18 protein-coding genes and 1 pseudogene are annotated in these 20490 nt (G+C 73.9%); 7 read left to right on the top strand and 12 right to left on the bottom strand.

Features of this window, described 5'->3' with window-relative positions:
• Nucleotides 1–105 precede the first annotated feature (105 nt).
• Nucleotides 106–2121 (bottom strand): hypothetical protein, encoded by a 2016-nt coding sequence (locus AB0B58_RS39630; RefSeq protein WP_360235571.1) that lies wholly within the window; start codon nt 2119–2121, stop codon nt 106–108.
• Between AB0B58_RS39630 and AB0B58_RS39635 the strand changes: the two genes are divergently transcribed.
• From AB0B58_RS39635 to AB0B58_RS39645, 3 genes are all read left to right on the top strand, one after another.
• Entirely contained in the window at nt 2065–2988 is a 924-nt protein-coding gene (locus AB0B58_RS39635) for a Replicase polyprotein 1ab (RefSeq protein WP_360235574.1), read from the top strand. The genes AB0B58_RS39630 and AB0B58_RS39635 overlap by 57 nt on opposite strands.
• On the top strand, nt 2985–3968 hold the full coding sequence (locus AB0B58_RS39640) for an HAD-IIA family hydrolase (protein WP_360235577.1): 984 nt from the start codon (nt 2985–2987) through the stop codon (nt 3966–3968). The genes AB0B58_RS39635 and AB0B58_RS39640 overlap by 4 nt, the downstream gene beginning before the upstream one ends.
• A gap of 225 nt (nt 3969–4193) precedes the next feature.
• Entirely contained in the window at nt 4194–5681 is a 1488-nt protein-coding gene (locus AB0B58_RS39645; RefSeq protein ID WP_360235580.1) for a DUF4407 domain-containing protein, read from the top strand.
• A 46-nt stretch (nt 5682–5727) separates the two neighbouring features.
• Here AB0B58_RS39645 and AB0B58_RS39650 read toward each other — a convergent pair whose 3' ends face one another.
• The 11 genes from AB0B58_RS39650 to AB0B58_RS39700 form a co-directional block, all read right to left on the bottom strand.
• On the bottom strand, nt 5728–8082 hold the full coding sequence (locus AB0B58_RS39650; protein ID WP_360235583.1) for a hypothetical protein: 2355 nt from the start codon (nt 8080–8082) through the stop codon (nt 5728–5730).
• Nucleotides 8079–9869: a hypothetical protein gene (locus tag AB0B58_RS39655; protein WP_360235586.1), complete on the bottom strand. Its 1791-nt coding sequence runs from the start codon at nt 9867–9869 to the stop codon at nt 8079–8081. Before AB0B58_RS39655 ends, AB0B58_RS39650 begins: the two co-directional genes overlap by 4 nt.
• Nucleotides 9869–10144 carry a hypothetical protein gene (locus AB0B58_RS39660; protein WP_360235589.1) on the bottom strand — a complete coding sequence of 92 codons (276 nt, stop codon included), beginning with the start codon at nt 10142–10144 and terminating at the stop codon, nt 9869–9871. Before AB0B58_RS39660 ends, AB0B58_RS39655 begins: the two co-directional genes overlap by 1 nt.
• A 1-nt stretch (nt 10145) precedes the next feature.
• Entirely contained in the window at nt 10146–11528 is a 1383-nt protein-coding gene (locus tag AB0B58_RS39665; protein WP_360235592.1) for a hypothetical protein, read from the bottom strand.
• Between the two features lie 16 nt (nt 11529–11544).
• Nucleotides 11545–12288: a hypothetical protein gene (locus tag AB0B58_RS39670; protein ID WP_360235595.1), complete on the bottom strand. Its 744-nt coding sequence runs from the start codon at nt 12286–12288 to the stop codon at nt 11545–11547.
• Nucleotides 12289–12690: 402 nt separating this feature from the next.
• Nucleotides 12691–13176 (bottom strand): DUF4396 domain-containing protein, encoded by a 486-nt coding sequence (locus tag AB0B58_RS39675; RefSeq protein ID WP_360235598.1) that lies wholly within the window; start codon nt 13174–13176, stop codon nt 12691–12693.
• Between the two features lie 83 nt (nt 13177–13259).
• On the bottom strand, nt 13260–13943 hold the full coding sequence (locus AB0B58_RS39680) for a response regulator transcription factor (protein WP_360235601.1): 684 nt from the start codon (nt 13941–13943) through the stop codon (nt 13260–13262).
• Nucleotides 13940–15043, bottom strand: a complete 1104-nt coding sequence (locus tag AB0B58_RS39685; protein WP_360235737.1) for a sensor histidine kinase — start codon at nt 15041–15043, stop codon at nt 13940–13942. The genes AB0B58_RS39680 and AB0B58_RS39685 overlap by 4 nt, the downstream gene beginning before the upstream one ends.
• Before the next feature lie 5 nt (nt 15044–15048).
• Nucleotides 15049–15870: an ABC transporter permease gene (locus AB0B58_RS39690; protein ID WP_360235604.1), complete on the bottom strand. Its 822-nt coding sequence runs from the start codon at nt 15868–15870 to the stop codon at nt 15049–15051.
• Nucleotides 15863–16753, bottom strand: a complete 891-nt coding sequence (locus AB0B58_RS39695) for an ATP-binding cassette domain-containing protein (RefSeq protein ID WP_360235607.1) — start codon at nt 16751–16753, stop codon at nt 15863–15865. The genes AB0B58_RS39690 and AB0B58_RS39695 overlap by 8 nt, the downstream gene beginning before the upstream one ends.
• An 81-nt stretch (nt 16754–16834) precedes the next feature.
• Nucleotides 16835–17170 carry an SCP2 sterol-binding domain-containing protein gene (locus tag AB0B58_RS39700; RefSeq protein ID WP_360235740.1) on the bottom strand — a complete coding sequence of 112 codons (336 nt, stop codon included), beginning with the start codon at nt 17168–17170 and terminating at the stop codon, nt 16835–16837.
• Between the two features lie 119 nt (nt 17171–17289).
• Between AB0B58_RS39700 and AB0B58_RS39705 the strand changes: the two are divergent.
• The 4 genes and pseudogenes from AB0B58_RS39705 to AB0B58_RS39720 form a co-directional block, all read left to right on the top strand.
• Nucleotides 17290–17589 (top strand): annotated as a pseudogene (locus AB0B58_RS39705) (hypothetical protein); the annotation flags it as partial.
• Nucleotides 17590–18332: 743 nt separating this feature from the next.
• Nucleotides 18333–18707, top strand: coding sequence for a hypothetical protein (locus AB0B58_RS39710; protein WP_360235755.1), 375 nt, complete (start codon nt 18333–18335; stop codon nt 18705–18707).
• A gap of 29 nt (nt 18708–18736) precedes the next feature.
• The gene (locus AB0B58_RS39715) at nt 18737–19597 is read left to right on the top strand and encodes a TlyA family RNA methyltransferase (protein WP_360235610.1); all 861 of its coding nucleotides are present in this window, start codon (nt 18737–18739) and stop codon (nt 19595–19597) included.
• Nucleotides 19594–20481, top strand: a complete 888-nt coding sequence (locus AB0B58_RS39720) for an NAD kinase (RefSeq protein ID WP_360235613.1) — start codon at nt 19594–19596, stop codon at nt 20479–20481. Before AB0B58_RS39715 ends, AB0B58_RS39720 begins: the two co-directional genes overlap by 4 nt.
• Nucleotides 20482–20490 lie beyond the last annotated feature (9 nt).

The following is a 20490-nucleotide window of genomic DNA, read 5'->3' on the forward strand; positions in this document are numbered from 1 at the left end:
GCACTCGGGAGGGTGTGGGAGAGTAGGACGCCGCCGGACTTAACGTACAGTCGAGGGCCTTCCCCGGTAGGGGTTGGCCCTCGACTGCTTTTGTGCGTCCGGTCCCTAGTAGCGTTGGATGGACGCGCGCTCGCCGCGCCCCCTCGTAGTGGCTCCACCCTGCAGTTGATACCGCTCCGTATTTGATGTGCTCCGGCAGCCCTCGCCGACGTCGTGAGGGACCTCGCCGAACTTGGAAGGACTTGACCCGTGAACCCAGGACCGCAGGACGGCGGCTCCAGCAACCGCGACGACGAAGGCCGGAACGGCCGCGGTCGCGACGGAGGCTCCGGCGCGAACCCCCGTGGTGACCGGGGAGACCGAGGCGGCCCGCGCCGCGAGGGTGGCTTCCGCGCCGGCGGTGACCGTGGCGGCTTCCGTGGCGGCGACCGCGACCGGGGCGGCTCGTCCGGCGGCGGCGACCGCGGCGGATATCGCGGTGGCGGCGATCGTCCCCAGAGCGGCGGGTACCGCGGTGGCGGCGATCGTCCGCAGGGCGGCGGATATCGCGGTGGCGGCGATCGTCCGCAGGGCGGCGGATATCGCGGTGGCGGCGATCGTCCGCAGGGCGGCGGATATCGCGGTGGCGGCGATCGTCCGCAGGGCGGCGGATATCGCGGTGGCGGCGATCGTCCCCAGGGCGGCGGGTACCGCGGTGGCGGCGATCGTCCGCAGGGCGGCGACCGTGGCGGCTATTCCGGTGGTGGCGATCGTGGCGGGTACCGCGGTGGCGGTGACCGTCCGCAGGGCGGTGGCTTCCGTAGCGGTGGAGACCGCGGCGGTTACTCCGGTGGCGGCGATCGTGGCGGCTACCGCGGTGGCGGCGACCGTCCGCAGAGTGGTGACCGTCCGCAGGGCGGTGGCTTCCGCAGCGGTGGCGACCGTGGCGGTTACTCCGGTGGCGGCGATCGGGGCGGCTACCGCGGCGGTGACCGTCCCCAGGGCGGTGACCGTGGCGGTTACTCCGGTGGCGGTGACCGTGGTGGTTATTCCGGTGGCGGCGATCGCGGCGGGTACCGCGGCGGTGGTGACCGTCCGCAGGGCGGTGGCTTCCGTAGCGGCGGTGACCGTGGTGGTTATTCCGGTGGCGGTGACCGTGGCGGCTACCGCGGTGGTGACCGTCCCCAGGGCGGTGACCGTGGCGGTTACTCCGGTGGCGGTGACCGTGGCGGCTATTCCGGTGGCGGCGATCGCGGCGGCTACCGCGGCGGCGACCGCGACCGTGGCGGTTCCTCGGGTGGCGGCGACCGCGGCGGCTACTCCGGTGGCGGCGACCGTGGCGGGTACCGCGGCGGTGGCGGTGACCGTCCGCAGGGCGGCGGCTTCCGCAGTGGCGGTGACCGTCCGCAGGGCGGCGGCTTCCGCAGTGGCGGTGACCGTCCGCAGGGCGGCGGCTTCCGTAGCGGCGGTGACCGTGGCGGCTACTCCGGCGGCGGCGACCGTGGCGGTTTCCGTGGCGGCGACCGCTCCGAGGGCGCCCCGCGCGGCAGCTTCCAGGGCGGTTCCGGCGGATACCGCGGCGACCGTCCCCAGGGCGACCGCCCGCAGGGAGACCGTCCGCAGGGCGACCGCGGCGGCTACCGCGGCGGCGACCGGCCGGACACCCGCAGCGGCGGCGGCTACCGGGGCGACCGTCCGCAGGGCGACCGTCCGCAGGGCGGCGGCTTCCGCGGCGGCGACCGTGACCGTGGCGGCTACTCCGGTGGCGGCGACCGCGGCGGATACCGCAGCGACCGTGGCCCGCGCGACGACCGCAGCGGCGGCGACCGCGGCCCGCGCGACGGCGGCTTCCGCGACCGTGGACCCCGCGACGACCGTGGACCCCGCGACGACCGTGGACCCCGCGACGACCGTGGACCCCGCGACGACCGTGGACCCCGCGACGACCGTGGACCCCGCGAGGACCGCAGCCGCGACGACCGCGGGCCCCGCGGGGAGGGCGTCTTCGTGGAGCGCGAGGAGCAGGCCGCGTTCCGGGCGCCGGAACTGCCCGAGGACGTCGCCGCGACCGACCTCGACAAGGAGGTGCGTGCCGAGCTGCTGAGCCTCTCGCGCGAAACCGCCGACCGGGTCGCCCGGCACCTCGTGGCCGCCGGCCAGATCATCGACGAGGACTCCGAGCTCGCGCTGCACCACGCCATCGCTGCACGGCGCCTCGCGTCGCGCATCGCGGTCGTGCGGGAGGCCGTCGGGCTCGCCGCGTACGCCGCGGGGGACTGGACCACGGCGATCGCGGAGCTGCGGACGTACCACCGGATGACGGGGCGGCAGACGCACCTGGCCGAGCTTGCCGACTGCGAGCGGGCACTGGGTCGCCCGGAACGGGCGATCGATCTGTTCCGTGGTGCCGAGAAGGAGGCGCTCGACAAGGCCGGCGCGATCGAGCTGCTGATCGTCGCGGCGGGTGCGCGCGGCGACCTCGGCCAGCACGACGCGGCCGTGGCGATGCTGCAGGTGCGTGAGCTGACCGCCGAAGAGGACGCCGACTGGGCGGCCCGGCTGCGTTACGCGTACGCCGACGCGCTGCTCGCCGCCGGCCGGCGTGACGAGTCCCGCGAGTGGTTCGCCCGGGCGGCGGCCACCGACCAGGACAGCCTCACCGACGCGGCCGAGCGGCTGCTCGAGCTCGACGGCGTCACGATCGAGGGCGACGACGTGGACGAGGACGACGACGACCAGAACCCGGTCGAGGCGGCCGAGGCCCGCGCCGACGACGAGGACGACGAACCGGGCGACGACGAGAACGGGGACGGCGAGGGTAACCTCGACGGGGCTTACCTGGACGACGACGAGTCCGACAAGGACGATGAGGAACTGGTCGACGAGGTCGACGACGGCAAGGCCGGTGACGACGAGTTCGTCGGCGCCCGCGAGGACGAGGACGATGATCGGGACGGCACCCGGCCGGACGGCAGGGTGGCGGAGGGCGACAAGGAGACCGGAGCTTGAGTCTGGTAGGCGCGTACGACCTCGTCATTTTCGACCTCGACGGCGTCGTCTATCTGATCGACAAGCCGATCGACGGTGCGGCCCAGGCGGTCGAGCGGCTGCGCTCGGCCGGCACGGCGGTCGCGTACGCGACCAACAACGCGTCGCGGCGCGCCGCCGACGTCGCCGCCCTGCTGACGGGCATGGGCGTCTCCGCCGCCGCCGACGAGGTGCTGACCTCGGCCGGCGCGGCGGCGGCCATGCTCGCCGAGCGGCTGCCCGCGGGGGCTCCCGTGCTGGTGGTGGGCGCGGAGGCGCTGCGGGCCGAGGTCCGCGACCACGGCCTCACCCCGGTGGAGCGCCTCGAGGACGGGCCGGTGGCCGTCGTGCAGGGCTACGGGCCCGACGTCGGCTGGCGGATCCTGGCCGAGGCGTCGCTGGCCGTACGGGCGGGCGCGCTCTGGATGGCGACCAACACGGACCGGACCCTGCCGAGCCCGCGCGGCCCGCTGCCGGGCAACGGCTCGCTGGTGTCGGTGCTGCGCACGGCGCTGAACCGGGATCCCGACGTGATCGTCGGCAAGCCGGCCCCGGCGCTGTTCGAGACGGCGGCGTCGCTGTCGCGGTCCGCGCGGCCGCTGGTGGTCGGGGACCGGCTCGACACGGACATCGAGGGGGCCGTCGGCGCGGGCATGGACAGCCTGCTCGTGCTGACCGGCGTGAGCGGTGCGGCGGATCTGCTGCACGCGCCGAAGCAGCGCCGCCCGGTCTACGTGGCGGCCGACCTGTCGGGGCTGTTCGGCGAGGCCGAGGCCGCCCGGATCCCGGCCGCCCGGGAGGAGCTCGGCGGCTGGCGGCTGGCGCCCGGGAAGCTCACCGGATCCGGTACGCCGGTGGACGCGTTGCGCCTGCTCACCGGGGTGTACTGGAACGGCGGCGAGGTGCAGGCCGGCTCGGACGAGGCGCGCGAACTGCTGACCGGCTGGGGCCTTCCGGCCTGAACCACGGACGTCACCGACGGCCCGTTCCGCCCGCATCGGGGTGGGACGGGCCGTCGGTCGTCGAGGGCTGTCCGAACGGCGGATAACCGCCGCGCCGGGCCGTCGTTGATCACCGGCAGGCGCCACGCCTACGGGGGATTTCCCCGCCAGGTGCGGCCGGAGATAGTGGACACCCAGAGGTCGGTTCCGACGCTTTGTGGTGGCCCCGACGGGAGTCGACGACCAGTGGCAGCAAGTACGCACAAGGACAGGACGCCCCCGCGTCGAGGTCTGCTGATCTGGCTCTCCGGTGCCGATCCCGACACGCTGTCGCGCAGCCCGCGGGAGAAACGGAAATTCTCCGGGCTCGGCGGCATCGTCCTCACCACCGCGTGCATGGCCGGGCTCTCCGCGGCCTTCGCCCTGCACTCCGGGGTACGCGCACCGCTGCTCGCGTCCATTGTGATCGCTCTGCTGTGGGCGCTCGCCATCGCCAACCTGGACCGGTGGCTCGTCGCCGCGGCGGGCCGCCGCGAACGCTGGTGGCAGAACCTGGCCACGCTCGTGCCCCGCATCCTGCTCGCGCTGGTCATCGGCGCCGTCGTCTCGACGCCGCTGGTGCTGTGGATCTTCCAGCAGGAGATCCAGGCCCAGCTGACCGTCACCCGCCAGGTCGAGCGCAACGTCTACGAGCAGAAGCTCAAGACCGACGCCCGTTTCGCGGTGATACCCGGCCTGCAGGCCGAGGTGACCCGGCTGCAGCAGGTCGCGGCGGGCTCGCTGATCGAGGACCTGGTCGGCAAGGACGCCGCGGTCGTACGCGACCAGGCCGAGTACGACAAGCTCGACAAGCGGTACTCCGATGCGCGCGCGGCCGCGATCGCCGAGTTCGACGGGACGGACGGCACCGGGCAGCGGGGCGGCGGCCCGGCGTACAAGACGAAGCTGAAGGCCGCCGCCGAGCTGCGGGACCAGCGGGATGCCGCCAAGGAGCGGCTCGACAGGTCGAAGAACGACGCGCTCGAGCGGCAGAGGTCGACGAGCTCCAAGGAGCAGGCGACCGCGCAGGGCGACCTGGCGACCAAGGAATCCGAGCTGGCGCGGCTCAAGAGCCTCAAGCAGGCCGAGGAGGACCGCTATCTCATCGACAGCGGCAACGACCGGGGCCTGCTCGCCCAGCTCGAGGCGCTGAGCCAGATCACCGACAGCAACGCGACGCTGAAGACGGCGTACCTGACCCTGCTGCTGTTCATCACCGCGATCGAGATCCTGCCGGTACTCACCAAGTTCCTGCTCAACATCGGGCCGGCCACCGCGTACGACGAGATCCTGGCGACCGCGGAGAAGAGCGACGTGCAGGCGGCGCGGGCCCGGATCGAGTTCGAGCGGGAGCAGGAACGCCAGGACCTCAAGGCGCAGGCGGCACGGCAGGAGGAGATCCGCAAGGAGACCGCCGGCCGGGAGACGCACGTGCAGACGGAGATCCGTAAGCGGGAGCTGGACCGGTGGCGCAGCGAGGAGCTGCACCGGCTCAACGGCGGCGCAGCGGCGCAGCCCACCCGCCGTACGCTGCGGTTCCCGGGTCCGCGGCGGGCCAAGGCGGACCGTTCCGGCTATCAGGACTGGCCGGCGGACGAGTCGGCGACCCGCGCCGCGTCGCCGGAGACGAACCTGGCGCTGCCCGAGACCGAGAGCGGCGGCGAGGGCACCGTGCCGAGGTGGCGTTTCAAGTAGACGGACGACGGCGGGAGGGCCGAGCGGCCCTCCCGCAGTGTTCCGGTCAGTTGCGGAAGTACACGTTGCCGACCAGGGAGCCGGCCAGGACGCCGGCGGGCGGCTTCTGGTTGGTCGCCCACGAGCTGAAGCTCACGGAGTCGAGTCGCTCGGGGTAGCTCTCCCGCAGCATGCGCTCCAGCCTCTTGGCCCGTTCCTGGTCGGTGCCGTAGGCGATGATCTCGATCGCTTTCGGGTTACCTATCGGCAACACCTTGGCGTTGAACTGGTCCTGGAACTGGCGCTCGTCGTCGTCGGGCCCGTCGTTGCGCGGCGGCGGCAGGACGATCCGCACCTGATCCGGGCTCGCGTGCGGCGGGGGCCCGCCCGGCCCGGTTTGGCCGACGGGCGTCTCGGCGGTCGCCGGCGCCGCGGCGGCCTGCGGCTGCTTGCGCGGCGGTGGCGGGGCCGGCTCCACCCGGACGGCGATCACCGCGGCCGAGGCCGCGAGCGCCGCGACGGCCAGGCCGGCGCCGACGAGGAACACCTGCCGCCAGGTGAGGATCTGCTCGTGCACGCAGCGGTCGTACCAGCGCCGCCAGCCGGGACGGGTGGTGTGTGTGCGCCCGGCCTCCTCGCCGTCCGGCAAGCGGAGCCGGCGCTGCTGTTCCGCGGCGGCGGCCAGCCTGCTCTTCGCCAGCCGCAGGGCGGCGGCGATGTGGTGCGGGGCGTTGTCGTAGCCGATGCCGAGGCAGCGCTCGGTCAGCGGCCGGTGGCGCGGGGCGTGCGGATCGAGCTCGAGCAACGCCTCGAGGGCGCCCCACATGATCCGTTTGAGCCGGGTGGAGCGGCGGGCCGAGGGCTCCTCCTGGATGGTGCGCAGCAGGTCGTCCACCCATCCCTCGTCGGCCTTGCCGCGCAGGCCGCTGCGGGTGAGCGTGGCGGCGAGCGGCTGGAGCAGGCGCGCCTCGGAGTCGGGAGGACGGCCGGGGTAGCGGGCCGCCGACATCCACAACAGCGTCGCGACGGCGTCGGCCGGCAGCGGCTGCAGCTCCGTCACCAGCGAGTCCAGCAGGGCAAGCGGGCGGCGGGCGAGCGCCATCTCCCCGTCGGCCACCTCGGTGTAGTCATGATGATGGTTGAGTTCGCCGATGACGATGTCCTGGCTCGGCGGGAAGTGCTCGGGGTCGTCCTGCGGCGTGAGCCCCAGCTTCAGCAGCCAGTCCCGGGCGGCGGCGAGGTCGCGGTCGTTGCCGAGCACCGCACCCGGGGTGATCCAGTGGCGGGTGTGCTCGCGCAGCGCGGCCCGCTGCCGGTAGCAGCTCTGCAGCAGCGCGGCGAGGTGGTCGTGCCAGTCGGTGAGCTCGGGTGCCTCGGCGGTGGGCAGCCCGAGGAGGTTCTCGGGCGTCTCGTTCTGCGCCCTGACCGCGCCCATGAGCACGTCCTCGGCGAGCGGGGCGGTGAAGTCGGCCCGGAGCCGGCCGATCGCCGCCGCGGGCTCGTGCTCGGCCCACTGCTGCACCAGCGGCCGGTGATTCGCCGACAGCCGCCGGACCCCGCCGGGCGTCTCCAGCATGGACGGCACGTCGGGCCAGTCCGGTACGTGGTTGGCGTGGCCCAGCTCGATCAGCATCTCGTCGAGCGAGTACTCGCCACGGAGCAGTTCCGGCTCGGGGCGCTTGCCGGTGCTGGCGTAGTGCACCAGGTATTCGAAGCCGCGGCGCACGTCGTCGCGGGCGAGACGGGCCTTGATCTCCTCCTCGGTCACCGGCCCCCGGCGGAACCAGTGGTCGATGGACTCGGCGCGGTTCGGCTCGCTGCGCCGGAACTCGTCGGGCCAGGCGCCGGAGACCACCCGCAGGTCCGGAGAGTCGGGCCGCTGCAGCATGCACGTCGACCAGGACCAGGCCCGCGACTGGCGTTCGGGCAGGACCTTGAGGGCGGCCGGGATGAGCGCCGCCGCCTCGGCCGGGCCGCCTGAGACGGGAACCGCGCCCTGCCGGACCACGATGCCGCCGAGCACCTGCATCACGGTGTGTTCGAACCAGCCGGCGTCGTGGGGCACCGGCGGAAGACCCTGGTCGCCGGCGGCGATCTCGCCGCCCGCGGTCCAGGCCTGCAGCGCCGACATGTCCTCGGTGGCGAACGCGAAGCGGCAGGTGCCGGCGACGCCGAAGGGCCCGCGGCGGCCCTGGACGACGAAGCACCAAAGCCAACGGCCCTGCACCTGTACGCGGCGCAGGGTCCAGATCGGATGGCCGACCGTCGAACGGATGCCCTCGGGCGGCTGGCTCAGATCGGCCTGCAGCAGGCGTTCGGCCGCCGCCCAGTACTCGCGGGGCGCGGCCGGGCCGACCTCGTGCGGGCTGAAGCCGCGGCCGGTCAGATCGGCCCACTGCACCATGATCATTCCGGTGGTCATCGGCGAGCCCTCCCGAGAACGGCGAGCAGAAGCTGGGTGAGTGCGGCGGCGCGGTCGTCGACGCGGGGGAAACGACCGCGGGGGTCGAGCGGCTTGAGCCGGATGTCGTCCACCGCGATCGGCACGGTCGCCAGCGGCGAGCACAGGAAGAACCGCAGCGTGATCCACGGTTCGCGGTGCATGCGGTAGAGGGCGCTCTGCTGGCCGAGGCCGTACGCGAGGCCGCAGCCGACCGCCGACATGATCAGGTCGCGGAGCAGGATCTGTGCGTCGGAGCCGGGCCGCAGGGCGCTGTCGAGGTGTTCGTCGATCGACGGGACCCGGATGTGCTGTGGCACCTCGGCCATGACGTCGCCGCCGGGGATGTGCACCTCGTTGTCGGTGCCGACGTGCACGAGCTTCCAGAACTCGTCGGCCTGCGAGAAGTGGTCGAGCAGGCCGCGGGCGACCTGGACGGCGCGGCGCTGCCGGACGGCGGGCTCGGTCGAGCTGGCACCCCAGAGGTAGGTGAGCAGCTGCGCGGCGCCGGGGTCGGCCGGGGTCTCGCGCTGCGCCCAGCGTTCGACCGCGAAGGCCAGGTAGCTGGCGGTGCCGCGTTCGACGTCGCCGGGTGCGCCGATGTCGAGCAGGTTCAGGCCCGGTTTCTCCAGCGCGGCGCGGATCAGGTCGCACTTGGTGATGGCGATCAACATCTGCAGCGGGCGGCCCTCGTCGGTCGCGAAGAGCCCGTCGACCATGGTGATCTGTTCGCCGATGCCGTCCTGGATGGACTCGCGGTTGCCGCGCACGATCTCGGCGCCGTACGCGCTGACGGTGCCGGGCCGCAGGCTGCCGTTGAGCAGCAGGCGCTCCTCGGTGACCGACTCGGTGGCCATCCAGTCGGTGGCGTTCGGGGCGACGGCCGGGTCGACGACCCAGAGCAGCGCGTCGAACGAGCGCAGCATGCCGGCCTCGCGCCGGTTGGTGCCCTGTTCGTCGAAGAGCTCGCCGGGAAGGTCGGCGACCCCGGTCCAGGTGCGCCGGTCGCCGGTGTCGGTGCGCAGCACGAGCGGCTGGCGGAACTGCCTGCCCCACTGCTTGGCGCGGCGGTCGCCGTCGACGACCGTGCGGCGGATCAGCTCCTGTATCGCGCCGAGGGCGTCGCGGAGCTGGTCGTCGAGCATGCCGGCGGGGGTGGCCTGCCGGTCGGTGCCGGTCGGCTGGATCGCCTCGCCGGTCTTGCGGGTCTCGTTGTACTTGCTGATCCGGGCGGTCAGCGGCAGCTCCTCGAGCGGGCTGAGCTTGCGCAGCCGGATCCGGCCGGGGTCGTTCTGCGCGCTCCAGTGCGTCAGGTTGTCGAGGTTCTGTCGCAGCATCCGGACCAGCAGGTACGTCTTGCCGCTGGCCGGTGCACCCATCGCGGCGACCATGTTCCAGTCGTCGATCTTCTGCTGCACGTTGTCGGCGCCGCGGGACGCTCCGGAGTGGAACACCAGCGCCGCGTCCGGGAAGATGTGCCCGCCGCCGCACAGCAGGTAGCTGAAGTCGATCTCGTGCTCGTTGAAGACCGGGTCCGTCGACTCCGCCGGCCGGTAGTTGCCGGCCAGCATCATGACCCGCCACGGCAGGCCGTTGCGGCCGTCGGGCGCGCCGACCTCGAGCCGGAACGACGGCGGCATCAGGAACCGGCCGGTCTGCCGGTCGATCGGGGGAGTGCCGCTGCCGAGCTGCTGCCGGCAGACCGGGCAGGCCTTGCCGAAGCGCTCCGACGGATCCTCGGCCGCGGGCGACGACCTCGACCACAGCATCAGGCGACCGCGCAGACGACGATGAACACGAGCGTCGCCGCGGCGCCGCCGACCACGAGGCCGGCGGCCGTACCCAGCTGGCGGCCGGTCTGCGCGGCCACCTTCAGGTAGTCGGCGACGCCGGCCTCGACCTCGAGGAACGCCGGGAGCCGGGCGCCCGGCGCGGCGTCGATCCAGTTGCCGAACGTGTACCCGTACCGGGCGAAATGCTTGTCGGGATCGCCGCACTGCCGGGTCACCCGGTCTCGCAGCGCCACGCGCCAGGAATCGGTCATCTCATCCCCCGCCCACCAGAACACCCAGCGCCACCGCGACGGCGACGCAACCCAGACACCAGATCGACAACCAGAGAACGGCCTGGCGCAGCGCTACCTCCTGCGCCCGGATGCCGATCGCGTCGTACGCCCGGTGCACCCGCTCCGGCCGCGTCGCCGGGCCGTGCTGTGCGTACGTGCGGACCGCCTCGATGTGGCCGGCGTACGCGGAAGCCAGCTCGGCGCCGGGCGGCACCGGCTGCCGGGGCTGGTCGCGGTCGCACCGCTGCTCGGCCTCGATGACCTCGGCCAGCCACGCCTCGGCCCACGGCCGCGTCGCCTCGAGGGCGATCTGCCCGCGCGGCCCGGTGCCGAACGGCTCGGCCAGCACCGTGATCAGCGGTTCCCACCGCGGATCGGCCCAGTGCTCCCGCAGCGCCTTCTGCACGGCCGTCTCGCTGTCGGCCACCCGGCTCCACGGGTCGTCGGGGTCGGTGTTCAGCAGGGTGTTCTCCACCCAGTACCGGCCGGCGAGGGCGCACAGCACCACGATCATCAGGCCGAACCGGTCCTGCGCGTAGAGCAGGCCGGGCGTCAGCTGCCAGCCGCGGGCCGGGTCGGTGCGCATCCGGCGCAGGCCGCCGTACTCGTAGAGCTCGGTGCCGCGCAGCACGGGTGGCGGCGGGTCGGCCTGGGTGGCGGCGTCCGTGTCGATCAGCACGTAGCCGCTGGTCTCCTGGTACGTGCACCAGCAGACGTTGTCCGGCTTGAGATCGCAGTGCGCCCACTTGAGCTGGTGCAGCTGGTCGAGGCCGGCGGCCAGCTGGCGGAAGTCGATCAGATGCTCGGTGCCGGGCCAGCGCCGCAGCGACTCCCACTTGAGCAGGTCGATCTGCGGCGACACGGCCAGCAGGTAGAGGTCGGGGCGGGCGCCCTCGCCGATCCAGGACGGCAGCCGCCGGTCCAGCTGGGCGACGATCTGATCGGACGGGGTGCCGAGCCGGGTGGTGACCGCGCCGGAGAGCTGTTCGAGCTGCCCGTCGCCGCGGACCACCTGCACCGGCACCACCGCCCACGGCGGCTCGATCGGGGAACGGCGGCCGTGGCCGCCGAGGTACTGGTTGGCGCGTTGCAGCGCGCTGGCCTGCCCGTGCAGGTGCTGGCGCAGGGCCTCGGCGTCGCCGAGGTCGGCGCAGCCGTAGATCTTGACGTGCCAGTTCTGCCAGCCGTTGCGCTCGTTGGCGGCGGTGGTGAAGATGACCTGGGTGCGGATCCGGCGCAACTGCCCGGTCTCGCCGGCACCGATCAGCGGCACGTCGAAGTCGACGGACTTGCGGTCACCGGTCGGCGGCGGCGCGACGGTGAGCTGGACGTGCCAGTGCGGCCCGCTCAGATCGATGACCATCGCGGGTTCCTGCGGATCAACCATGGGTACCGTCCCAGGCGAGTTGATAGTCGAGCCGGGTCGACGAGGCGGCGCCGTCCGCGTACTCGATCGAGCCGGCCGGGCCGGCCTGGATCAGGTCGCCGTTCGGGCGCAGCGGCGTGCCGTCGATGCGGACGAGGTAGTCGGGCCGGATCCGGGACCGGGCGAACTCGACGCGGTGACCCTGATGGCGCAGGTAGACGAGCTCACCGCGGGGCAGGAACGTGGCGTACTCGGGCAGGCGCACCGAGGCGTCGTGCTGCCGGCCGATCCACCGGCCCAGCGGCACCCAGCCGGGCGCGGACGCGAGATGGCAGACCCAGTGGAAGTCGGCGCCGTAGCGCAGGGTCAGATGCGCGGTCTCCGGCGGCGGATGCGCCGGCGGCCGGCGCACCTCCTGCGACTCGATCCGGGTCTGCGGCAGCGCCTGCTTCGGCGCCGGCAGTGCCGGCGGCTGGATGAGGAACCGGTGGCCGGGGTCCTCGGGCAGACTCGGGTCCACAGTGCACACGACCGAGACGACCCGGGCCAGCGGCAGCCGCCGATGGGTCTCCGGGTGCACGATCCGGTGCACCTTGCCGGCGAAGTCGGGCCCCATCGGCGCCCGGGTCGCGACGGTCACCGAGATCCGCAGCGAACCCGGGTCGACGTCGCCGGCGTTGACCACCGTGCAGTAGCGCTCGACCGCGGCCCGGAACGCGCCGAGGACGGCCCGCTCGAAACGCGGGTCCGGACTCATGCGGCTTCTCCGATCGACGCGGCGGCTGTCGGCGCAGGGGATTGCACTCCCGGAACCGGTCGGACGACACGGCCGGAAAACAAAAGGTAAAGCAGCGGCCGGGGATCACGTAAATGGCCGAAAGGCCCAGGTTGATACCGGACGGGTGACAGGCCACTTCCGGGGTAGCCGGAAAGGCCGCACGCCACGGGCTGTCCGGTCCCTCGACGAGATCGAAAGTTGCAGCTCGACGGCGGTTCACAAGCGCGGGGAGGCGCCGGCGGCCGACCGTTCACAAGAATGGCTCGGATAGCCGCGCCGAATGCATTTCCACGGACTTCACCCGGCCGAATGACGGCCATTCGGACGGCCCGATCACACCGAAGGTCCGGTAATGGTCCCGCGCCCGGCCGACGACGCCGGTCAGTGTGCGTGGTGGTAGCGGTGCACCACCGCGTGACCCTTGCCGCGCGAGATCATCCACCGGTTCACCGGCGTCGTCAGCAGGAACGCCACCACCAGCGAGAACGCCAGCGCGCCCCAGAACAACGCGCTGGTCAGCCCGGCGTCCATCGCGCCGGGCACCGCGACGACGACCGCGTTGTCGAGCAACTCCATCACCGCGATCGACACGGTGTCCGCCGCCAGCGCGATCCTCAAGGCGGCCCGGAAACCGACTCCGGCGCGCAGAACCCCGCGCATGGTCAACCCGTAGCCGAACGCGAACGCCAACGCGATCGAGAGCGCCACGGTGGCCGCGTCGTGCAGCCCGGCCGCGGTGCCGATCACCATGCCCAGGACTTCACCGATCGCGCAGCCGGTCAGGCAGTGCAGCGTCGCCGCCGCGGCGGCCCGCCAAGTGGTCCTGTCCACCTTCGCTGCGGCGGGGTGGTGATGGTCGTGGCTCATGGGCACCTCCTCGAGCATCCGACCATACCCCCAGGGGGTATGTCCAGCACCCGGTCATTGCCGGACGCCGAGCCCGAGAGTCCCTAGTCGACCAGGCCGGACTGGTAGGCGAAGACCACCAGTTGCGCGCGGTCGCGGGCGTGTAGTTTCACCATCGCGCGGCTGACGTGGGTGCGGGCCGTCGCCGGGCTCACCGCCAGGCGGGCCGCGATCTCGTCGTTGCTCAGGCCCTCGCCGACGAGGCCGACGATCTCGCGTTCGCGGTCGGTCAGCGTGTCCAGGCGTGGGTGCGGGCGCAGCACCCGGGCCGGCCGGGACGCGAACTCGCGCACCACCCGCCGGGTGACCGACGGCGACAGCAGCGCCTCGCCGTCGGCGACCAGGCGGATCGCGCGCACCAGTTCGGCCGGCTTGGTGTCCTTGGTGAGGAAGCCGCTGGCGCCGTGCCGCAGGGCGTCGAACACGTAGGCGTCGACCTCGAAGGTCGTCAGCACGATCACGCGGGTGCCGGCCAGCGCCGGGTCGGCGGCGATCCGGCGGGTGGCCTCGATGCCGTCGATGCCGGGCATGCGCACGTCCATCAGGACGACGTCGGGCCGGTGGGTGCGTGCCTGTTCGACGGCGCCGAGCCCGTCCGCGGCCTCGCCGGCGACGAGCAGGTCGTCCTCGCTCTCCAGCAGGGCGCGCAGGCCGATGCGCACCAGGTCCTGGTCGTCGGCGATGACGACGCGGATCGGCGTGGACCCGTCGCGGGCGGGCCCGGTCATCGGCGCACCGGCAGCTTCGCGGTCACGGCGAAGCCGCCCCCGGGGCGCGGGCCCGCGGCCAGCGAGCCGCCGAGCGCCGTTACCCGCTCGCGCATTCCGGCGAGTCCGTGGCCCGGCGTGACCGCGGCGGGGCCGCCCCGGCCGGTGTCGCTGACCGACACGGTCACGTCCTCGCTGGTGCAGGCGACCGAGACCGACGCCGAGGCCGTACCCGCGTGGCGCAGCACGTTGGTGAGGGACTCCTGGACGATGCGGTAGGCCGCCAGGTCTATCGCCGCCGGCAGCGACTCCAGCGGGCCGGCCAGGTCCACCGTCACCGGTACGCCCACCGAGCGGGTGCGGTCCACCAGCTCCGGCAGCCGGGCCAGGCCGGGCGCGGGGGAGCGGTCGTCGAAGTCGTCGCCGCGGCGTACCGCGCCGAGGGTGGCGCGCAGTTCGTCTAGGGACTCGCGGCTGGTGCGGCTGATCGCGGTGAGCGCCGCCTCCGCCTGGTGTGGCTGCTTCGCCAGCAGGTGCAGGGCGATCTCGGCCTGCATGTTGATCGCCGCCAGGCCGTGGCCGACCACGTCGTGCACCTCCTGCGCGACCCGCAGCCGTTCGGCGTCCGCCTGGCGGCGGGCCTCGTCGCGGCGGTTCTGCACCAGCTGCTCGCGCCCGACGCGCACGGTTACGCCGACGGCGAGGGGGCCGGCCACCCAGGCGAGCGGGGGAGCCACCGCGTCCAGGCTCATGCCGCCGCCGATCAGGCCGCCGGCGAGCACCGCGGCGAACGCACACGTCGCGGCGGCCGCCGCCTGCTTCAGCGGCCGGTGCGCGCCAACCGAGTAGACCGCCACCACCAGGCTCAGCAGGATCGGCCCGAACGGCTGGCCGCCGAGCAGGTAGAGGCTCACCGCGCCCGCGCAGACCGTCAGCGCCGCGATCGGCGCCCACCGGCGTGCCGCCATCGCCAGCGCCGCCGTGATCACCAGGACGTAGGCCCAGGCGGGTACCGAGGCGATGCCCTGGTTGCGGCCCGCCGGCGCCGTGCCGATCAGGCCGACGCCCGCCAGCGCCAGGGCGAGCAGCCCGTCCGGCAGATTTCTCCGCACCCGCTTCATGACGCTCACAGGATGTCACGGTGGCGCAGCAGCGCGCCGCCCAGCGCGGCGAACACCAGCAGATACGCGGCCACCACCGCGGCCGCCTGCCCGCCGCCGACGACCGCCTCGACGCCGGGTGTGTCCGCGCCGGCGCCGAGGGCCGCGACCAGCGAGCCCGCGTTCGGGCCGGGCAGGCCCTTCTGCGCCTGCGCCACCCAGCCCAGCAGCGGCGCGGCGATCAGGGCGAGCAGGTTCTGCACGGCGAGCAGCCAGACCAGGCCCAGCCCGGCCGGCAGCGCGACGCCGCGCAGCGCGATGCCGAGCAGGGCGCCGAGCACCGTCCACATCGCCGCGATCAGCCAGCCGGCGCCGATCCCGCCAGCCAGGTCGGCCGCGGCGGGCCAGTCCACCGGCCGGTCCTCGGCGAGCGCGATGAGCAGGCTCGCCGGTGCGCCGGCGGCGAAGACGGCGACCACCCCGGCGAGCGCGGCCAGGCAGACGGTCACCAGCTTGGCGGCGTACACCCGCAGGCGGGCCGGGTCCTGGGTCAGCACCGTCTTCCAGGTGCCCCAGGCGTATTCGCCGCCCGCCGCGAGCACGCCCAGGATCAGCATCAGCGCGCCGAGGAAGACCGGCAGGCCCCCGATCGAGTTGCCGACCAGCCGGTCCGGGAGCAGCGCGTCCAGGCCGCGGTCGGCGCGCGGTCCGCCGGTGCCGCCCGCGTACCCCGCGTACGGGATCAGGTAGGTGAAGGTCACGCTCAGGCCGAGCGCGATCGCCAGCAGTGCCCAGGTCGCCGGGCGGCGCACCAGCTTGAGCAGCTCGGCGCGGATGTGGTCAGTCATCGGTCCCGCCTCCGGTCAGTGCGAAGAAGGCCTGCTCCAGGCTGCGTTCCTCGGCCCGCAGCTCGCTGACGGCGATGCCCGCGCCGACCAGCGCCGCGTTCACCTCGGCCGCGCGGTCCGGCGGGACCGCCAGGTCCAGGCCGTCGCCGTTGACCCGGACGGCGTCCGCGCCGAGCAGGGCGCGGGCGCGGGCCGCGGCGACGTCCAGGGGAGTGGCGACCAGCCGCAGCGTGCGGTCGCCGCGGAGCTCGGCGACCGTGCTCTCCGCGACCAGCCGGCCGCCCGCGATGATGCCGACCCGGTCGCAGAGCTCCTGCACCTCGGTCATCAGGTGGCTGGAGAGCAGCACCGTGCAGCCGGCCGCGCCGAGCCGCCGCACTAGCAGGCGCATGTCGGCCATCCCCGCCGGGTCGAGGCCGTTGGTCGGCTCGTCGAGCACGACCAGGCGCGGATCCTTCAGCAGGGCGGCGGCCACGCCGAGCCGCTGCTTCATGCCCAGCGAATAGGTCGCGTAACGGTCGCCGGCCCGGCCGGTCAGCTCGACCTGGTCGAGCACGGCCGCGACCCGGCCGGCCGCGACGCCGGCGTGGCGGGCCAGCACGCGCAGGTTGTCGCGGCCGCTCAGGTACGGGTAGAAGGCCGGGCCCTCGATCAGCGCGCCGACGCCGTCGAGCCGCCCGGGCGGCTCGCCGAAGAGGCGCACCTCTCCCGAGGTGGGCCGGACCAGGCCGAGCACCATGCGCAGGGTCGTGGTCTTGCCGGCGCCGTTCGGTCCGAGGAAGCCGTACACCTCGCCCGCGCGGACGGTCAGGTCCAGCGCGTCGACGGCGGTGATCGTGCCGTACCGCTTGGTCAGGCGGCGGGTCTCGACGGGAGCTGTCATGCGCACCATCGTCGCCGCGCCGGGGTCCGGCGGCGTCCGGCCCGGCGCGGCCTCCGGCGTACGTCGCGGGACGTACGCGGGTCAGAGGAGCTTGCGCAGCTTCAGCAGATCGAACGGGTTGGCCTTGATCGAGACCTGGCGGGACGCGAGCGCCCTCGTGACGTCGAGCTTGCCGGTGACCAGCGCGATCAGCTCGTCGCTTGCGGCGGTCAGGGCGATCTTCGCCTTGGGGTCGTCGCCGTCGGCGATGTCGACCAGGCGGCCGCCGGCGAGCCGGGCGTGAAACGCCGTTTCGAGGTCCGGGATCCGGCAGGCGAGCGTGCGGTCGAGATCGAGTCTGCCGCGGGTCTCCGCGTTGGCGTCCAGCCGGGCGGCAAGATCATGTAGCGCCTGCCGGCACTCCTCCACGCTGGCCAATTCTCCGACCTCCCAGGCGACGCCACCCTGACGCACCGCACGGTACCGCAGCACGGCCGCGGTTCCGCCCGGTAGCGTGGCACCAGCGCAACGGCGTGGCGGAGTCGGAGGGAGCTGACATGCAGGACGCATGGCGGGCGTATCTGGAGCTGGCGCTCGGATTGACCGAGGCGCCGCGCAAGAAGGCCCAGCAGGTCGCGGGCGACCTCGTGAACCGCGGCGGCGCGACCGCCGCGCAGTTGCAGGGCCTCGTCGAGGACCTGGTGTCGACGGGCGTGGCCAACCGCGAGGCGCTGACCAACATCGTGCGCTACGAGGTGGACCGCGCGCTCGGGCTCGTGGGGCTGGCGACGGCCGACGAGGTGTCCGACCTGACCACCCGGGTGCGTGACCTGGAGCGGCAGCTGCGTGACGCCCGGGCGCGGGCGAGCGCGGCGGGCGGCGAGGCGGCACCGGCCGCGGTCGTGCCGCCGCCGGCCAAGAAGGCCGTGGCGAAGAAGGCGGTCGCGAAGAAGGCGGTCAAGGCGACCCCGAACGCGATGCCGGCCGCCGCGGCGGCACCGGTCACCCCGGCGCGGGTGGCGCCCAAGGCCGCGCCCACCAAGGCCACCAAGGCCGCGCCCACCAAGGCCACCAAGGCCGCTCCCGCCAAGGCCACTTCCGCGAAGTCCACGCCGGTCAAGACGGCTCCTGCCAAGTCGGTCACCGCCAAGGCCGCTCCCACCAAGGCCACCAAGGCCGCTCCCGCTAAGGCCGCGCCGTCCAAGGCCGCTCCGGTCAAGGCGGCGCGGTCGGCGCCGGCCAAGACGGCTCCCGCCGATGCCGCTCCGGCCGAGGCGGGCCCCGCCAAGCCCGCCGCGCCGGCAGGTCCGTCGAGCGCGGCGCCGTCCGCCGGCACCGCCACTCCGGCGGGTACCGCCGCCGCACCGACCGCCCCGGTCAAGGAGGCCGCTGCCGCCACCGAGCTGCCGCCCGTCGCCAAGAAGACCGCGGCCAAGAAGACCGCGGTAAGGAAGGCGACCGCCGGGAAGGCGCCGCCGGAGAAGGCCGCACCGGCGACGAGCACGCCCGGCGGGACCGCACCCGCCGCGGAGGCCGCCGCCACGCCGGCCGGGACGGCCGAGCAGAAGTCCACCGATCCCGCCGCGCCGGAGGCGACGCCGTGACGTACCCGAACCACCAGCCGCCCGCGAGCCCGCGTCCCGGACCGCCGCCCGGCGGTTTCCGCCCGGCGCCGCCGCCGGGGGGCTTCCGCCCGGGACCGCCGCAGCCCCAGGCGCCGGTACACCGCCCGGAGCAGCAGGATCCGGCGGTCGGCGACGGCACGAGCGAGCACAGCGCGGGCAGCGAGACCCACGAGCCCGTGCCCGGCCCACCCCGGCCGGCCGACGGCACGGAGGGAACCGGGCATCCCGCCGTCGACGCCGTCCTGCAGTCGCTGGCCAACGCCGCCACGCTCGCCCCGGCCGACCAGATCGCCGAGTACGAGGCCGCGCATCAGGTGCTCCAGGAGACCCTGGCTAGCATCGATCGCTGACACCCGTACCCGAAAAAGATTTGGATCCGATGGCCCGCCGTGCGCGTCTCGACGCCGAGCTAGTCCGCCGCAAGCTGGCCCGGTCCCGGGACCAGGCGGCCGCGCTCGTCGCGGCCGGCCGGGTCCAGGTCCGTGGCAGCGTGGCGCAGAAGGTCGCCACCATGATCGACCCGGCGGATCCGGTCGTCGTCACCGGCGACGATCCGGCCACCGAGTACGTCTCGCGCGGCAGCCACAAGCTCGCCGGTGCCCTCGCGGCCTTCGGGCCCCTGTCGGTCGAGGGGCGGCGCTGCCTCGACGCGGGCGCCTCCACCGGCGGCTTCACCGACGTGCTGCTGCGCGAGGGCGCCGCGCGCGTCTACGCCGTCGACGTCGGCTACGGCCAGCTCGCGTGGCCGCTGCGCACCGACGAACGGGTCACCGTCATGGAACGCACAAACGTGCGCACCCTGACGCCCGACATGCTCGGCGGGCCGGTGGAGCTGACCGTCGCCGACCTGTCGTTCATCTCGCTCCGGTTGGTGCTGCCCGCGCTGGCCGGCTGCACCGGACCCGGCGGCGATCTCGCGCTGATGGTCAAGCCGCAGTTCGAGGTCGGCAAGGAACGGGTCGGCTCCGGCGGCGTCGTGCGCGATCCGCTGCTGCGCGCCGAGGCGGTCCTCGACGTGGCCGCGGCCGGCGCCGAGCTGGGCCTCGGCGTCGCCGGGGTCGCGGCGAGCCCGTTGCCCGGGCCGAGCGGCAACGTGGAGTTCTTCCTCTGGTTCCGCCGGGACGCGCCGCCGGCCGACGAGGCCCGGGTGCACGCCGTGGTCGCCGCCGGCCCGTCCGGCAATGTAGCCTCCGCCGGGCCGGCACTGCCGTCGGTTTCGCCCCCGCTGGAGGATTCGTGACGCGGTCCGCGTTGCTGGTTACACACACAGGTCGCCGGCAGAGCACGCAGCATGCCCAGACCGTCGCCCGCGACCTGGTCGCGGCCGGTTTCGAGGTGCGGGTGCTCGCCCAGGAGGTCGCCGACCTGGAGCTGCCCGCCGGCGTCACGCCGGTCGACGACCCGACGGCCGCGGAGGGTGTGGAGATCGTCTTCGCGCTCGGCGGCGACGGCACCTTCCTGCGCGCGGCCGAGCTGGCCCGCCCGGCGAAGGCGCCGCTGCTCGGCATCAACCTCGGCAAGGTCGGCTTCCTGGCCGAGGCCGAGCTGAACAACATCGACCAGACCGTGCGCGACATCGTCGCCGGCGACTACACGGTGGACGAACGGCTCACCCTCGACGTGCGCGCCGAGTACGACGGCCGGCTGATCGCCGACTCGTGGGCGCTCAACGAGGTCAGCGTCGAGAAGGGGCAGCGGGCGCAGATGCTCGAGCTGCTCGTCGACGTCGACGGGCGGCCGCTGTCGCGGTACGGCTGCGACGGTGTCGTGTGCGCCACACCGACGGGTTCCACGGCGTACGCGTTCTCGGCCGGCGGTCCGGTGGTGTGGCCCGAGGTCGAGGCGCTGCTGCTCGTGCCGATCAGCGCGCACGCCCTCTTCAGCAGGCCGATCGTGACCGCGCCGACCTCGCGGTTCGTGCTGACCGTCGACCCGTACACGTCGTTCGCGGTGCTTTGCTGCGACGGCCGGCGCACCTGGGACCTGCCGCCGGGCGCGCAGGTCACGGTCCAGCGCGGCGAGCTTCCGGTACGCCTGGTCCGGCTCGCCCCGCGGCCGTTCACCGACACGCTCGTGGCCAAGTTCGCGCTACCGGTGGACGGCTGGCGCGGGAATCGCCGCTGACCCGGGATC

The sequence above is a fragment of the Actinoplanes sp. NPDC049118 genome (genome assembly GCF_040648555.1).
Taxonomy (GTDB): Bacteria; Actinomycetota; Actinomycetes; order Mycobacteriales; family Micromonosporaceae; genus Actinoplanes.

Bases quoted from the DNA above. Each gene is read 5' to 3' on its own strand.
- AB0B58_RS39675 (WP_360235598.1), bottom strand. From the start codon at position 13,176: ATGAGCCACGACCATCACCACCCCGCCGCAGCGAAGGTGGACAGGACC.
- AB0B58_RS39670 (WP_360235595.1), bottom strand. From the start codon at position 12,288: ATGAGTCCGGACCCGCGTTTCGAGCGGGCCGTCCTCGGCGCGTTCCGG.
- AB0B58_RS39660 (WP_360235589.1), bottom strand. From the start codon at position 10,144: ATGACCGATTCCTGGCGCGTGGCGCTGCGAGACCGGGTGACCCGGCAG.
- AB0B58_RS39680 (WP_360235601.1), bottom strand. From the start codon at position 13,943: ATGACCGGGCCCGCCCGCGACGGGTCCACGCCGATCCGCGTCGTCATC.
- AB0B58_RS39690 (WP_360235604.1), bottom strand. From the start codon at position 15,870: ATGACTGACCACATCCGCGCCGAGCTGCTCAAGCTGGTGCGCCGCCCG.
- AB0B58_RS39715 (WP_360235610.1), top strand. From the start codon at position 18,737: ATGGCCCGCCGTGCGCGTCTCGACGCCGAGCTAGTCCGCCGCAAGCTG.
- AB0B58_RS39665 (WP_360235592.1), bottom strand. From the start codon at position 11,528: ATGGTCATCGATCTGAGCGGGCCGCACTGGCACGTCCAGCTCACCGTC.
- AB0B58_RS39655 (WP_360235586.1), bottom strand. From the start codon at position 9,869: ATGCTGTGGTCGAGGTCGTCGCCCGCGGCCGAGGATCCGTCGGAGCGC.
- AB0B58_RS39685 (WP_360235737.1), bottom strand. From the start codon at position 15,043: ATGAAGCGGGTGCGGAGAAATCTGCCGGACGGGCTGCTCGCCCTGGCG.
- AB0B58_RS39650 (WP_360235583.1), bottom strand. From the start codon at position 8,082: ATGACCACCGGAATGATCATGGTGCAGTGGGCCGATCTGACCGGCCGC.
- AB0B58_RS39695 (WP_360235607.1), bottom strand. From the start codon at position 16,753: ATGACAGCTCCCGTCGAGACCCGCCGCCTGACCAAGCGGTACGGCACG.